The sequence below is a fragment of the Aeromonas sp. S19(2024) genome (assembly GCF_041402625.1).
Lineage (GTDB): Bacteria > Pseudomonadota > Gammaproteobacteria > Enterobacterales > Aeromonadaceae > Aeromonas > Aeromonas caviae.
On the sequence record NZ_JBGLQU010000001.1, the window covers coordinates 1 to 14579 of the forward strand.

General features: G+C 62.6%; 10 protein-coding genes, 3 tRNA genes and 1 other RNA gene. 11 read left to right on the plus strand and 3 right to left on the minus strand.

All coding sequences use genetic code 11. The features are described 5' to 3' along the window. Positions 1-501: 501 nt before the first annotated feature. The 3 genes from ACB037_RS00005 to dauA all read right to left on the minus strand — a co-directional run bounded on the left by ACB037_RS00005 (position 502) and on the right by dauA (position 2778). Positions 502-630, minus strand: a non-coding RNA gene (locus tag ACB037_RS00005) — RtT sRNA. A 53-nt stretch (positions 631-683) separates the two neighbouring features. Further along, positions 684-771: transfer RNA gene (locus ACB037_RS00010), tRNA-Ser, on the minus strand. 270 nt (positions 772-1041) lie between these two features. Further along, positions 1042-2778, minus strand: a complete 1737-nt coding sequence (gene dauA / locus ACB037_RS00015; protein ID WP_128344552.1) for a C4-dicarboxylic acid transporter DauA — start codon at positions 2776-2778, stop codon at positions 1042-1044. A gap of 467 nt (positions 2779-3245) precedes the next feature. Here dauA and ACB037_RS00020 point away from each other — a divergent pair. The 11 genes from ACB037_RS00020 to ACB037_RS00070 all read left to right on the plus strand — a co-directional run bounded on the left by ACB037_RS00020 (position 3246) and on the right by ACB037_RS00070 (position 14530). Beyond that, a tRNA-Asn gene (locus tag ACB037_RS00020) sits at positions 3246-3321 on the plus strand. A 2-nt stretch (positions 3322-3323) separates the two neighbouring features. Continuing rightward, positions 3324-3399, plus strand: a tRNA-Asn gene (locus ACB037_RS00025). A gap of 236 nt (positions 3400-3635) precedes the next feature. Continuing rightward, positions 3636-5348 carry a hypothetical protein gene (locus tag ACB037_RS00030; RefSeq protein ID WP_371174727.1) on the plus strand — a complete coding sequence of 571 codons (1713 nt, stop codon included), beginning with the start codon at positions 3636-3638 and terminating at the stop codon, positions 5346-5348. Positions 5349-5703: 355 nt separating this feature from the next. After that, entirely contained in the window at positions 5704-7140 is a 1437-nt protein-coding gene (locus tag ACB037_RS00035) for a circularly permuted type 2 ATP-grasp protein (protein WP_010674397.1), read from the plus strand. After that, positions 7134-8060 (plus strand): alpha-E domain-containing protein, encoded by a 927-nt coding sequence (locus ACB037_RS00040; protein ID WP_010674396.1) that lies wholly within the window; start codon positions 7134-7136, stop codon positions 8058-8060. Before ACB037_RS00035 ends, ACB037_RS00040 begins: the two co-directional genes overlap by 7 nt. Next, on the plus strand, positions 8057-8857 hold the full coding sequence (locus ACB037_RS00045) for a transglutaminase family protein (RefSeq protein WP_010674395.1): 801 nt from the start codon (positions 8057-8059) through the stop codon (positions 8855-8857). The genes ACB037_RS00040 and ACB037_RS00045 overlap by 4 nt, the downstream gene beginning before the upstream one ends. Positions 8858-8888: 31 nt before the next feature. Continuing rightward, the gene (locus ACB037_RS00050) at positions 8889-9590 is read left to right on the plus strand and encodes a peptidase (protein WP_049636757.1); all 702 of its coding nucleotides are present in this window, start codon (positions 8889-8891) and stop codon (positions 9588-9590) included. A gap of 82 nt (positions 9591-9672) precedes the next feature. Continuing rightward, positions 9673-10158 carry a YqhA family protein gene (locus ACB037_RS00055; protein ID WP_010674393.1) on the plus strand — a complete coding sequence of 162 codons (486 nt, stop codon included), beginning with the start codon at positions 9673-9675 and terminating at the stop codon, positions 10156-10158. A 118-nt stretch (positions 10159-10276) separates the two neighbouring features. Next, positions 10277-10726 (plus strand): hypothetical protein, encoded by a 450-nt coding sequence (locus ACB037_RS00060; protein ID WP_103261862.1) that lies wholly within the window; start codon positions 10277-10279, stop codon positions 10724-10726. 4 nt (positions 10727-10730) lie between these two features. Continuing rightward, positions 10731-13691, plus strand: a complete 2961-nt coding sequence (locus ACB037_RS00065; RefSeq protein WP_371174728.1) for a YncE family protein — start codon at positions 10731-10733, stop codon at positions 13689-13691. Further along, positions 13691-14530: an FTR1 family protein gene (locus tag ACB037_RS00070; RefSeq protein ID WP_042863684.1), complete on the plus strand. Its 840-nt coding sequence runs from the start codon at positions 13691-13693 to the stop codon at positions 14528-14530. Before ACB037_RS00065 ends, ACB037_RS00070 begins: the two co-directional genes overlap by 1 nt. Positions 14531-14579 lie beyond the last annotated feature (49 nt).

The window sequence follows — 14579 nt, forward strand, 5'->3', positions numbered from 1 at the left end:
TGTGGAAAGAGAGACAGTAGATGTTGAAAGGCTTGGGTATCCATTATGGAGGCCCTCAGGGTGATGACCTACTTCAAGGTTAGCCTTTCAACATGTAATTGGGACAGCGCCAAACAAAAGGGCCTGTCTCGCGACGGCCCTTCTGTTTTAGTTGGCTGTATGGGCGGGATGATTCACCGCTGCGTGGCTCACCCCTTCGGGACGGCCTGCAGCCGTTCATCCCGGCAAACTGCTCTGCTTGAACCCGACGAGGGCCCTCCCCCCTTCCTCTTCCACATGAGCGGAAAATGCTTCCCCAAAGCAAAAAACCGACCATCTGGCCGGTTCTGACATCTGAGGATGGGTCAGGAGCGACTCGCGCCGTCCCTGGCGCTCGCCCTGCGGACGGCCTCTGGCCGTCCATGCGGGCGATCCTGCCCGCCTCTCGAACCTGGGCCCGAACCGAGCCGCCCATCACCGGATAAAACAAAAGGCCCCGTCTTTCGACGGGCCTTTTGTTTTATCCGGTGATGGAGGGATGATTCGCCACTGCGTGGCTCACCCCTTCGGGGCGGCCTGCGGCCGTTCATCGCAGCAAGCTGCTCTGCTCGAACCCGGCGAGGGTTCTCACCCCCCTCTTCGAGATGAGCTGATGACGCTTCCCCAAAGCAAAAAACCGACCATGAGGTCGGTTTTTTGCAATTTGGCGGTGAGGGAGGGATTCGAACCCTCGATACGTTGCCGTATACACACTTTCCAGGCGTGCTCCTTCAGCCACTCGGACACCTCACCAAATTTTCACTGCTTGAAGTGGCTTTCGGAGCACGCTGCGCGTGCATCTTGCCGACTTCGTCGGTGGGCAGCCACTCGGACACCGCACCCAATTTTGGTCTGTGCTTTAACGTGTTCAGCCAACACGAATTCGCTGCGCCGTTGCGCTGGAACGGGGCGTAATGTAAGGGATAGGCGCGAGGCGGTCAATGCAATTTTTTATCTTTTGCCACTGTTTGCTCAATAAGCGAACCAAGTGACTAAAAATATGCCATTTCCTATCCCTTTCCATCAATTTTCAACCGCTTCGTGCAAATGTTCTCCTCGAATCGCCTCTTCCAGCGAGCCGTAGAACTCCAGCTCTCCCGCCACCGGACGCACCTTGGCCCGCGCCAGGGTCTTGAGAGGCTGGAATTGCAATTCAGCCACCTTGAGACGGACCCCCGCCTTGGCCATGCGTTTTGCGAACTGCTGGAAGGCGGTGAGACCGCCAGCATCCAGGATGGAGACCGCCTCCATTTGCAGGATCAACTCCTTGTGGTCCTTCACCTGGGCAAGCAATTCGTCAAAGACCCGCTCGGCGGCGGCAAAGAACAACGGTCCGTTGATCTTGTAGACAAGGGTCGAGGGGAACACCTCGCTGGCATAGCGTTTGTGATCCGCCAGGTTGTGCAGCCTGGTCATCTTGGCGATTTCACGCATGAACAGCAGTGACGCCAGGATCACCCCGAAGGTGATGGCGATGACCATGTCGAAGATGACGGTCAGCGACAGGCAGACCAGCAGCACCAGTACATCGGATTTGGGCGCCCGGCGCACCAGATCCACCACCTTGTGGGCCTCGCTCATGTTCCAGGCCACCAGCAGCAACAGGGCGGCCATGGCAGAGAGCGGCAACCAGGAGAGCCAGGGAGCCAGCACCAGGATGGCGGCCAGCACCACCAACGCATGGACAATACCGGAAATGGGCGAGGTGGCACCGGCCCGCACGTTGGCGGCGGAGCGCGCGATGGCGGCCGTCGCCGTGATGCCACCGAAGAAGGGGGCCAGGATGTTGCCAAGGCCCTGCCCCACCAGCTCGCCGTTGGAGCTGTGCTTGCGACCCGTCATGCCATCGAGCACCACGGCGCAGAGCAGGGATTCGATGGCCCCCAGCATTGCCATGGAGAAGGCGGCGGGCAGCAGCCGCTCGATGGCGGCGAGGTTCCACTCAACCGGCGCCCCGTCCGGCCCCGGCAGCGCCCAGGGCATCACCAGGGTCGGGGCGATGGGGGGAATGCCCATGCCCTGGGTTCCATCGGCCAGGGTATAGCTGAACTTGCTGCCAATGGTGGCGACGTCCACCCCGAACTGGTGCAGACCAAACCCGAGTCCCACCCCCACCAGCACGGCGGGCAGATGGCCGGGTACCGGCAGGCGCAATCTCGGCCAGAGCAGCAGCACCGCCAGCGTCGCCACCCCGACGAGGGTGTCCCCCCACTGCCAGCTTGGCAGGGCATGGGCCAGCGCCTGTACCTTGCCCAGATAGGTTTCCGGCATCTCCAGGACCTGCAGGCCGAAGAAATCCTTGATCTGCAGGGTGGCGATGACGATGGCGATACCACCGGTGAACCCCAGGGTCACCGAGGGGGGAATGTACTCGATGAGGCGCCCGAGACGCGCCATGCCCATGGCTACCAGGAAACAGCCCGAGATGAGGGTGGCCATCAACAGGCCCCCGACGCCGAATTGCTGGGCCACCGGGTAGAGGATCACCACGAAGGCGGCAGTGGGGCCCGAAATGGAGAAGCGGGATCCCCCGGTCACGGCGATGACGATGCCGGCGATGATGGCGGTATAGAGCCCGTGCTGGGGCGGCACCCCACTGGCGATGGCCAGTGCCATGGCAAGGGGAATGGCGATGATGCCGACCGTGATGCCGGCGATGAGGTCGCGGCCAAAGCGGGCCACGCTGTAGGGTTCGTCAATGCAGGATTGGCGCAATGCGATGGCCAGCTTCACGCCTTGTAAGGAAGCTTGATTGTGCATGTCTAGGGTAATACCAGAAGAGGGAGACAAAGGCCGGGGTGAACCGGCACCCGATCATCATCAAGGGCCGGCAGAGCTGTCGACACGGCGATGGTATCGAAGGCAACCATACCCGACCCGGCCAGATAATTCGATGGGCAGGATCAAGAAATGGCCATGAGCGCGCAATATTGTCGGTGACACCCCGAATATCAACGCCGTTTCCCGCCACGGCAGGTTTCCCCGGGCACGGTACTCTGCGGATGAACGACACCACGCCTCCTCCTGGCAGTATGCGGGAATCAGGATACCAAGCAGGCACAACCCGACCGGAGGCGCGATCTCAAGCTCCTGATTGTGCTGAAAATAGTCCGCGTTGCCCAAGTTTTGGGCAAACGGGCCAAAAAGCCATTTTTTACGCCGACAGGCGGGTTGACACCCAGGAGATGGGCCATTAATATCCGCCCCGTCTCGACGAGACAGGCTATTCCTCCTTAGTTCAGTCGGTAGAACGGCGGACTGTTAATCCGTATGTCACTGGTTCAAGTCCAGTAGGAGGAGCCAATTCCCTCGTAGTTCAGTCGGTAGAACGGCGGACTGTTAATCCGTATGTCACAGGTTCAAGTCCTGTCGAGGGAGCCACATTTTAAAGCCCAGCCTTTTGGCTGGGCTTTTTCATATCTGCTCTTCCGGGCCTGTCCACGGCCCCCTGCCCGATGGCGCGCCAAACCGCCACCTGCTTGCTTTCCTGATTCCCCATGGCCTTCGATGACGACCCTTACTCGTCCCTAGGCGCGTCACCAGGGTGTCACAGAGATCCCAAAGACTATGATTGATTCAAAAAGGACCATTTGGATCTATCCAGTCAAGGAGCCATCATGTCACACCCTGCTTCACTGGCCAGTCGCCTGCATGCCCTGGCACTCAACGACACCCTGTTCCCCGATCTCCATCATCTCGAGAAGGCACAACGGACCCGGGCCATCTACCGGATTTTCCACACTGTCGCCAGCACGGCTGCACTCGGGCAAGAGGATATCGTTGACGACCTGGCCCCCCTCCTCACCCTGATGGAGTCTCCCTGCCTGACCCGGCAAGGGGGGCTCTGCCCCTTGCTGGCCAGTCATTACAATCTCTATCTCGGCACGCTGCTGGAGCTGGGGGATCGGCACCATCCGGAGATCATCGGTCAGATTGAAGAGGCTCTGGCCTTGCGCACTCACGGGCTCTATCTGGTCACCGAGCTCGGTTGTGGCAACAATGCCATGAGCATGGCAACCGAAGTCCGCTACGACTGTGCCACTGACGGTTTTATCCTCCATACGCCCCATCGGTATGCCGCCAAGTTCATGCCCTACATCGCCCTGGAAGGGCAACCCAAGAGCAGCGTGGTGATGGCCAGATTGTGGGTCGGCAAGCAAGACTGCGGCATTCATCCCTTTCTGGTGCCCTGCCGGGACGCCCGTGGTGCACTGTGTCAGGGGGTCAGCGTCTCCAACCCGGACGTGCTCGATCTCCCCTACTTCGACGTGGTGGATCACGCCATCATCACCTTCGAGCAGGTGACACTCCCCCGCTGGGCATGGCTCAGGGGTCATGAGCACGACATCAGTGCAGGGGGCGTCTTTCACTCTCGTCTTGCCAGCCAACGCGACATTTTCTTCAGCTCCCTGCGCCGTGTTGAGTGGGGAAAACTGGTGCTGACCGCCTCCCTGATCCCCGGCTTGAAACTGAGCCTCGCACTGGCCATTCACTACGCGCAGCAACGACCGCTGCACGCCCACAACGGGCGGGTCATACCGCTGGCGCACCATGCCCTGCACCGCCGGATACTGACTCGTGCCTATGTGACGGGGCTGGCCGCCATGGCGCTGTACGAAGAGATAAAGCAACGACATTTGCCGGATGGACGGCACTCCTCCCGCTTTCAGACCGACGCAGGCCTGGTCAAGGCCGTCGCCGTCGAACTGATGCGAACCTCTCTGCAACACTGCATGCAGCGGTGTGGTGCCCAGGGAAAATTCCTGCGAAATCGCATCGCCCCTACCCTTCAACTGTGCGATCTGGTCGGCACCGCCGAGGGAGACAGCATGCCCGTCCTGATGAAGGTGGCGAAGGATATTCTGGCCTGGCCTGATGAATCCCTGGATGACGGCCCCCCCCTGGGCCAACTGCTGCTGCGGATGCGCCGACAGATGAATCAGCAACTGGCCGACGCGACGGACAAACTGGCCGCCTGGCACGACCTCGGCTGTGAAGCAGCCCGCCTCGGCTGGCTTGCTGGCAACCTGGAAGCCTTGCGTCACTTGGGGAGCAGGGACGACATCCGCACGGCCTGCCGGGAGCAGCTCATGCTCGATTATGCTCCCCAGCTCCTGCACCACGGGCTTTGCAGCCCCGCCGAGATTGCCGCCCTGCCCGCACGGCAGGAAGCCACGCTGGATCATGTCTGGGAACATCACGCCGCCAGCGTGCCGGACGAGTTTGACGTTCGTGACCTCATGGCCGCGACGCCGCTGGGCAGCCCGGACCTGGCTTCGGCCTGGTTTGCCCTGGCCCCGTCCCTGCATGATCCCCAGCCAGAAGGTTGAACGTTGGGGCCAGCAGGCCCCCCTCCACTCCCGGTGCCTGAATCACCCCAAGCCCGGCCATCGGTCGGGTTCTTTCTTATCCCCCTGCCCCACCTCGGGGCAAGGGCGCTCGCCTTCCCCCCGCATCCCTATGCGCCCGTCCCTTGCTCTCATGGCCTGTTGCCACAAGATGGCGCAGGCTTACCCTCTATGGGGTACCACTCTGGTGCGCCCTGCCTTGCCCCTTGATGACATAAAAGTCATCCATATGATTTTTCAATAAAAAATTACTGACACTGGCCTCGATAGCGACTCAATTGGCTGGCACAGCCCTTGCACTTTGTGATGTACGCAGGGACGTCACAAGGAGTTGCCTATGCTGCCCATCAAGCCCCCCGGACCCGGTTGTTACGACGAGATGCTGCTCACCGACAACCAGTTTCGCGATCATTACCACGCCTACCTCTCGTGGCTGCACCAGACCGACGAGAAGAGCATAGAGCGCAAGCGTGAAGAGGCCGACCTGCTGTTTCGCCGGGTCGGCATCACCTTCAACGTCTACGGAGACGGGGACGGCGCCGAGCGCCTCATCCCGTTCGACAGCATTCCCCGCATCATTCCCGCCCGGGAGTGGCAACATCTGGACAAGGGGATCCGCCAGCGCGTCACCGCCCTCAATGCCTTTCTGCACGACATCTATCACGATCAGCGCATCCTGAAGGCGGGGGTGATCCCGGCCGCCCAGATCCTCACCAATGCCCAGTACCAGCCCTGCATGCAGGGGGTCGACCTGCACCGGGACACCTATGTCCACATCACCGGGGTCGACATCATCCGCAACCACGACGGTGAGTACTATGTGCTGGAGGACAACCTGCGCACCCCCTCCGGGGTCTCCTACATGCTGGAGAACCGCAAGATGATGATGCGCCTCTTCCCGGAGCTGTTTCACAACCAGCCCATCGCCCCGGTGGAGCGCTACCCGGCCCTGTTGCTGCAGACCCTGCGCGAGAGCAGCCCGGTGGACAACCCCTGCGTGGTGGTGATGACACCAGGACGCTTCAACAGCGCCTACTTCGAGCACAGCTTCCTCGCCCAGCAGATGGGGGTGGAGCTGGTGGAGAGCGCGGATCTGGTGGTCAAGGATGGTCAGGTGCTGATGCGCACCACCACGGGGCTGAAAAGGGTGGATGTCATCTATCGCCGCATCGACGACGACTTCCTCGATCCCCTCGCCTTCAACCCGGACTCCCTCATCGGCGTGCCCGGGCTGCTCTCGGTCTACCGCGCCGGCGGCGTGGTGCTGGCCAATGCCATCGGCACCGGGGTGGCGGATGACAAGTCCATCTACCCCTATGTGCCGGAGATGATCCGCTTCTATCTGGGGGAAGATCCCATTCTCAACAACGTGCCCACCTGGCAGTGCCGCGAGCCGGCTGCCCTCTCCCACGTGCTGGCCAATCTGGAGGAGCTGGTGGTCAAGGAGGTCCATGGCGCCGGCGGCTACGGCATGCTTATCGGCCCCTGCGCCAGTCGCGAGGAGCTGGCCCGTTTTCGCGAGCTGCTCAAGGCGCGGCCGGACAACTACATCGCCCAGCCGACCCTCTCCCTCTCCACCTGCCCGACCTTCGTCGACGCCGGCATCGCCCCTCGCCACATCGATCTGCGCCCCTTCGTTCTCACGGGGCAGGAGCTGCGCCTAGTACCGGGCGGCCTGACTCGGGTCGCCCTCACCGAAGGCTCCCTGGTGGTCAACTCCTCGCAGGGTGGTGGCACCAAGGACACCTGGGTCATGGAGGGCAGCCCATGCTGAGCCGCACCGCAAGCGAACTTTACTGGATGTCCCGCCACCTGGAACGGGCGGAGAACACGGCGCGCATGCTGGACGTCACCCAGACCATGTCGCTGATGCCCTCCATCGACGCCGATCACAGCGAGCTGGTGGCGCCCCTCACCATCAGCGGCACTCACGAGCCCTTCCTGGCCCGCTACGGCCAGGTGAACATGGAGAACCTGCTGCAATTTTTCTGCTTCGACGAGGAGAACCCGAGCAGCATCTTCAGCTGTCTGCGCATGGCCAGGGATAACGCCCACGCCGTGCGGGGCAAGATCCCCGGTGAGGTGTGGGAGAGCATCAACGCCGCCTGGATAGAGATCCGCCGGCGCCGCCAGGCGGGCCTCTCCAGCGGTCAGGCCCAGGAGTTCTTCGACTGGATCAAGGAACGCTCCCACCAGTTTCGCGGCGCCACCTATGGCACCATCATGCGCGGTGACGTGCTCTGGTTCCTGCGCCTTGGCACCTTCATCGAGCGGGCCGACAACACGGCGCGCATCCTGACCGTGAAGTATCAGGTGATCCGGGAGGACGAGGACAGCGTGCGCGAGTTCTACCGCTGGAACGCCCTGTTGCGGTCAGTGGGCGCTTACGAGGCCCACCAGACCCTCTACAAGACGCTCTCCCATGCCTCCATCGCCGAGCTGCTGATCCTGCGCAATGAAGTGCCGCGCTCCCTGCGGGCCTGCCTCGACGAGATGGAGCTCATCCTGGCCCAGATCGAGGGCAACGCCGGTCAGACGCCCCGGCGCCTGACCACCATACTCAACGCCCATCTGACCTATGGCGCCATCGACGATGTCTTTGCCCTCGGCATGCAGGAGTACCTGAGTGATTTCCTCAGCGACATCGGCGCCATCGGCCAGAGCATCCACGCCGCCTACCTGGAGGTATTATGAGACTCATCATCGATCACCAGACCCGCTACCACTATGCCGACGTGGTGCGCCGCAGCACCCAGTACCTGCGCCTGACCCCCCACAGCACGGCCCGCCAGCAGATCCTCTCCTGGGAGCTGGAGCTGCCGGGGGAGGCCACCTGCACCACGGACGGTTACGGCAACATACTGCACGTGCTGAGCCTGGAGTCCCCCCACGAGGGGATCCTGATACGCGCCCACGGGGAGGTGGAGATCTGCGACGACGCCCCGGAAGATGAGGAGTCCTCCCTCATCTCTCCCCTGAGCTACCTGAGGCCCACCCCCCTCACCCGCCCGACCCCGGCCCTGCAGGATCTCGCGAAGGCCTGCCTGCCAGAGGAGCCGACCCTGGCCGACTTGCAAAGCCTGATGGCACGCATCCTGGTGCTGATGCCCTATCAACCTGGCAGCACGGATGCCACCTTCAGCGCCGACGAGGCACTTGCTTCGGGCAGCGGCGTCTGTCAGGACCACACCCATGTCTTCCTGACCTGCTGCCGCCACGCCGGCCTGCCGGCCCGGTACGTGAGCGGTTACCTCTACAGCCAGGACAACAGCCACGTGGCGATGCACGCCTGGGCCGAGGTGTGGATCGAGGAGCGCTGGCACACGTTCGACGTCACCAACCTCACCAGCTCCACCAGTGAGCACCTCAAGCTCGCGGTCGGCATGGATTATCTGGATGCCTGTCCGGTGCGCGGCGTGCGCTATGGCGGCGGGTGCGAACAGTTGCAGAGCCAGGCACAGGTGACCCGCCTGGATGGACAGCAGCAATGAAGACCGGGAGAGTCCTGGCGGGAGTGCGGTCATGACCTATTGCGTCGCCATGTGCCTGCAAGACGGCATGGTGTTTGCATCCGATTCGCGCACCAATGCGGGGGTGGATCACATCGCCACCTTCCGCAAATTGCACCTCTTCACCCGGGAGGACAGGGTGATAGTGCTGCAAAGCGCGGGCAATCTGGCCACCACCCAGAGCGTCATCAGCCTGCTGACGGAGGGGCAGGAACTGCTTGCCCTCCCCAGCCTCTACGAGGCTGCCGCCCTCATCGGCCAGACCATACGCACCGTCATCAGCCGGGATGGGGGTCAGCAGCAGGGCCATATCAACTTCGGCTGCAACATCCTGCTGGGGGGACAGATCCGGGGGGAGCGCCACCGCCTGTTCCACATCTATCCGGAGGGCAACTTCATCGAGGCGAGCGCCGACACCCCCTACTTCCAGATTGGTGAGAGCAAGTACGGCAAACCCATCATCGATCGCATCATTCACCATGAGACGCCGCTTCAGACCGCCCTGCAGTGCGCCCTCATCTCCATCGACTCGACCCTGCGCAGCAATCTGTCGGTGGGCTTGCCCCTGGATGCCCTGGTCTATCACGAGGGCAGCTTCTCGGCGGAGAACCTGCACCGCATCACCGAACAGAATCCCCATTTCGTGGCGCTGCGAAAGGCCTGGGGCGAGGGGTTGCAACAGTTGTTCCAGGGTCTTCCCACCTTCCCCCTCTAGGCCGGGCGGGAGGCGCCAAGGCGCTTTCCCGCTCCTTTCTTTCCGGATATTCTGGCTGCCTTCCTTTTCGATGGAGTTTCCCATGCGCCGCTTCAACGTCATGCTCAACGGCAGCCGGTTGATGATGTTCCCCTTCTATGTCTGCATCCTTATCTGTGTCGCCCTCCTGATGGTGAAGTTCGCCATGCAGCTCTATGTGCTGTGCCGCGACATCATCGACATCCACTATCTGGATCTCATCACGGGGGTACTCACCCTGGTGGACTTCGTGCTGGTCGCCCAGATGCTGATCCTGGTGGCCATCTGCGGCTACGTGCAGTTCATCAAGACCCCGGAGCAGCGAGCGGCCCTCGGCGACAACTGGCTCAGCAAGATCAACTTCGCGTCCCTCAAGCTCATCGTCATCAACTCCCTGGTGACCATCGCCGGCATCGAGGTGCTCAAAGCCTTCCTCGACGACGGCACCGGCAACGAGATCGAGATGAAGTGGTCGGTCATCGTCTTCCTCGCCTTCTCCACCGCGGCACTTATCTATGCGGTGACCGAGCGGCTGGCGGAGCACAAATAGGGCCCGGCGCCATTCAGGGTCTATTCATCAAGAGCCGAATTGATAACTCTTTTCATTACCCTTACTGCATTGTAAACTTGCTCGCCCCGGGCTGAACCGCCCGGGAGCTGGAGCACCCATGACGAGTCTTTCCCTCTCACCACGACAATGCTGGCAATGGCTGGCCTATCACCATCAGGCGGCCGAGGGTGCCCTTTATCTGATGTTTTTCTCCGGTCTGCTGCTGTGGGAACCCCTGACACCGACCTGGTCCCTGGCGCGCTGGAACCTGTTTTTGCACGTCGCCCTCTCGCTCACCCTGTTCCCCTTGCTGTTTGGCGCCTTCTGGCTCTCCCATCGCAGCCTGCTGCGCAAGAGCCGCAAGCCTTTTTTGCGCACCACCGGCCGCATCATCGAAGCCTTGCTGCTGGTCTGTCTGGCAAGCGGGCTGGTGCTGGTGCTGCACGGCACCCCGGGGGATAGCCTCGGCAACCTTGCCAGCTGGGCCCACTGGCTGAGCGCGCTCGCGTTGACGCCCCTGGTGCTGCGCCACGCCTGGCGCTGGACCATCTTGAAATGGCGCACCTGATCTTATGTTGAAGTTGTTGTTATCCCTGATGTTGGCCGCCCTGCTGCTGGTGACCGCCTCGGCCCAGGAGATGGGCGCCGCCATGATTGCCTATGACGAGGGGAGCGCCCCGCGCCTCGTCACCGCCAACCAGAGTGCCGGCTCCGTCACCCTGCTCGAGCGGGGCACTGGCAAGCGCCTCAACGAGGTGCAGCTGGGGGGCGACCTGCGCCAGCTGGCCCGCGCCGATGACGGCACCCTGCTGGTCACCGATTACAGCGGCGATCGCCTGCTGCTCTTGGATGATGAGCTCGAGCTGGAAAAGGCGATCTCCACCGGCCATAGGCCCTATGGCGTCATCTTCGATCCCAAGCGGCGCTGGTTCTGGGTCACGCTGTTCGAGGGAGGGCGCCTTCAGGCTTATGACAGGGCGGGCAACCTCCAGCTGGATGCAAAAACCGCCGAGACTCCCCGCGGGCTGGCATTGACCAACGACGATCGCCTGCTGCTCACCCACGCCATGACAGGCCAGCTCGCCATCTATGATCTCGCCAAACTTGAGAAGGGCGCTACCCTCCCCAAGCCCAAGCTCATCACCCTGGCGGAAACCCACAGCGATACCCCGAGCGACTCCCAGGGCTTGCCGCGCCTGCTGGACGGCATCGCCCTCTCCCCCGATGGCAGCGAAGCCTGGCTGCCCCACGTGCTCTGGAGTTTCGATCACCCCTTCCAGTTTCAGAGCACCGTCTTCCCGGCCGTCTCCATCATCGATCTCGATGAAGAGAAGGAGCGGGTCGATGAAAGAAAACAGCTCTTCTTGCAGATCAACCTGCCCAGCGTCGGCAACCGCAGCCAGATCGTCTCCAACCCGTTCGCGGCGCGCTTCGCCGCCGATGGCAAGCGGGTCTACCTGACCCTGGCGGGTTCCGAAGACTTGCTGGTGTTCGACCTGTCGCGCAGCGGCAAGCAGAACAGCAACCGCCACCGCCGCAAGAAGTTTCAGGGGGGTGCCAAGGCGACCCAGCTCTTGCGTCACCTGCCGGGCCAGAATCCGCGCGATCTGCTGATCGATGGCGACCACATCCTGATCTACAACGTCATGGGGCAGGATCTCACCCGCCTCAATAGCGGCGGCAGCGGCCCGTTTGCCCGGGTCACCGTGGATGTGCCCCACTTCGCCAAACTGGTAGAGACGGATCCCCGCCCCGCAGCGCTCAAGCGCGGTGAACGATTGTTCAACCTGGGTAATACTGCCGCCAACAGCCGCTTTCCCATGGCGGGGGACAACTGGATGAGCTGCAACTCCTGCCATCTGGACGGGTTCAACTTCACCAACCGCTATCTGATGGCGGCCCATCGCCAGCAGAGCGGCGACAACGCCATCAACGGCCACGCCAACCTCGCCAACATGGTGGCGGGGGACTTTATCGGCGAATACCTGCGCATGACCCAGCAGACCCAGGGCGGCATGGGTCATGACACACGCGATGGGGCAGAAGCGGTCGACCCCGCGAGGCCCCAGCCCGAGGTGCAGGCGATGATGGAGGATCTGCACGCTTTCGTGACCAGTGACGGCAACCTCCCCTATCTGGCCAACTGGCTCAGGCTCGATGCCCCGCGCAGGGATCCCGCCAAGGCGCCGACCACCCACCCGAAAGAGTGGCTCAACTCCGCCTCCTGCCAGAACTGCCACCAACAGGCGTTCCAGGACTGGAGCGAGAGCAACCACCGGCTGATGGGCAACTCCCACCCCTACTACAAGGTGGTGCAGGCATTGGCCCGCGAAACCGAGGGCGAAGCCTTCGGCCAGTGGTGCCAGGGCTGTCACATGCCCCAGCAGGTGATGAACGGCCAGACTGATCTGCCCAAGGGCTCCCACATGTTCGAGCAGGGCGGAGCCTCGCTCATTGCCGCCCACAAGGCGGGCGAACCTGTGGTTGAGGAAGGGACTGGCTGTGTGCTCTGTCATCGCATCACCAAGCTCGAGGATGCCGGCGGCAACAGCGCCTTTACGGTCAATTTGAAAGACCGCGAGAGCTATGTGTTCGAAGATGCCCCGGGAGGCAGCCTCCAGCACTGGCTGGCCGAGCGGCAGATCAACGCCCGCCCCGCCATGCACAAGGCCTCCTACCAGAAGGATTTCTACCGGGACGCGGCCCTGTGCAAGTCGTGCCACAACGAGTTTGCCCCCGGCACCGGCGCCAATATCGTCAACACCTGGGATGAGTGGGAAAAATCCAGCTTCGCCAAAGCCGAAGATCCTGCCAAACGGCGCACCTGCATCGACTGCCACATGAACCCTACACCTGGCAACGGCGGCGCGCCGGTGGCGGGCCAGTCCACCGAAAACGGCACCGTGAAAGAACGGCTCTATCGCCACAACTTTACCGGCGCCCAGCATCAGCTGGTGGGGCTGAGAAGTGCAACCCTCGAGCAGGAGAGCCTGGCGCTCTTGCGCTCCAGCGCCACCCTCTCGGCCCGCATTGAAAACCAGAGTGGCCAACCCGCGCTGGTGGTGAGAGTCGCCAATACCGGCGCCGGCCACGCCCTGCCCACCGGGGTCGCCGATTTCCGTGAACTCTGGCTGGAGCTGACCGTCACCGACGCCAGCGGCAAGCTGGTGCTCCAAAGCGGCCAGCCGGTGAACGGCGCCGTCCCTGAGGATGCGCGGCTATTTAGAAAAGTGTTTGGCGATGCCGAAGGCAAGCCGGTGGGGCTCAAGTTCTGGCGCTACGCCAAGCTCCTTGAAGACACCCGCATCCCGGCCGATGGCTGGCGCGATGAAGCCTGGCCACTGCCGGCGGATGCCCAGGGGCCCTTCAAGGCCGATATCAGACTCAATTTCCGCACCTACCCCAAGTGGGTCAATGATGCGGTGCGCGCCGCCGAGCCGAGCTTGCCGGAGCCACCCATAGTGCAACTCAATCGGCTGCAACTGACCCTGCAGCCCCTCCCCGTCACGCCCGATACGGAGCCTCAATCCTGATGTTCGCAAGTTTTCTCATTACCCTGCGCGAGGGGCTGGAAGCCTTCCTGCTGGTCGGCATCTGCCTCTCCTACCTCGCCAAGCTGGGGGCGAGCCGCTACAACAAGTTCATCTATCTGGGGGTGGGCCTCGGTCTTGTCGCCTCCCTTGTGGTCGCCTTCCTGTTCCAGGTGGTGGTGAGCCAGTTCGAGAGCGAGCGCTACAACCATTTGCTGATGGCGGGGATCCTGATTTTTGCCACCCTGGTGCTCACCTATATGGCTATCTGGATGCAAAAACAGGCCAAATCCCAGGTGGGGGCCATGACGGCGCGCATCGATGCCGCCATCGACGGCGGCAACCTGTTTGGTCTGGTGCTGCTCGCCTTCCTGGCGGTGATGCGCGAAGGCTTTGAAACCGTGCTCTTCTTCTCGGCCCTGGTCTACTCCGGGCAAGGGGTGGATCTGCACCAGGGGCTGATGGGGGCGCTGGCGGGGCTGCTGGTCTCTGTGGTGCTGGTGTGGGGGCTGCTGCGCTCCACCCGCAAGGTGGCGCTGGCCCCCTTCTTCCGCTGGACCGGCCTGCTCATCATCATCATCGCCGCAGGCTTGCTCTCGTCCGCCGTCAACATGTTGCAGGCAGCGGACGTCATCACCTTCTGGACAACGCCGGTCTTCAACATCAGCCACATCCTCGACGATCAGGGGGTATTCGGCACCTTCCTGCGCGCCCTGTTTGGCTACAACGCCTCACCGGCCGGCCTGCAGTTGCTGACCTGGGCCTGCTACCTCATCATCTTTGTCACCCTCTGGCATCGCAGCTATCGCCCCCAGGGGAGCGCCGCCCCGACCAGGGGCTGAGCCCGGGGATCACACTCTGTTCGGGAGCCGCGCACAGGCGCGCTCCCCC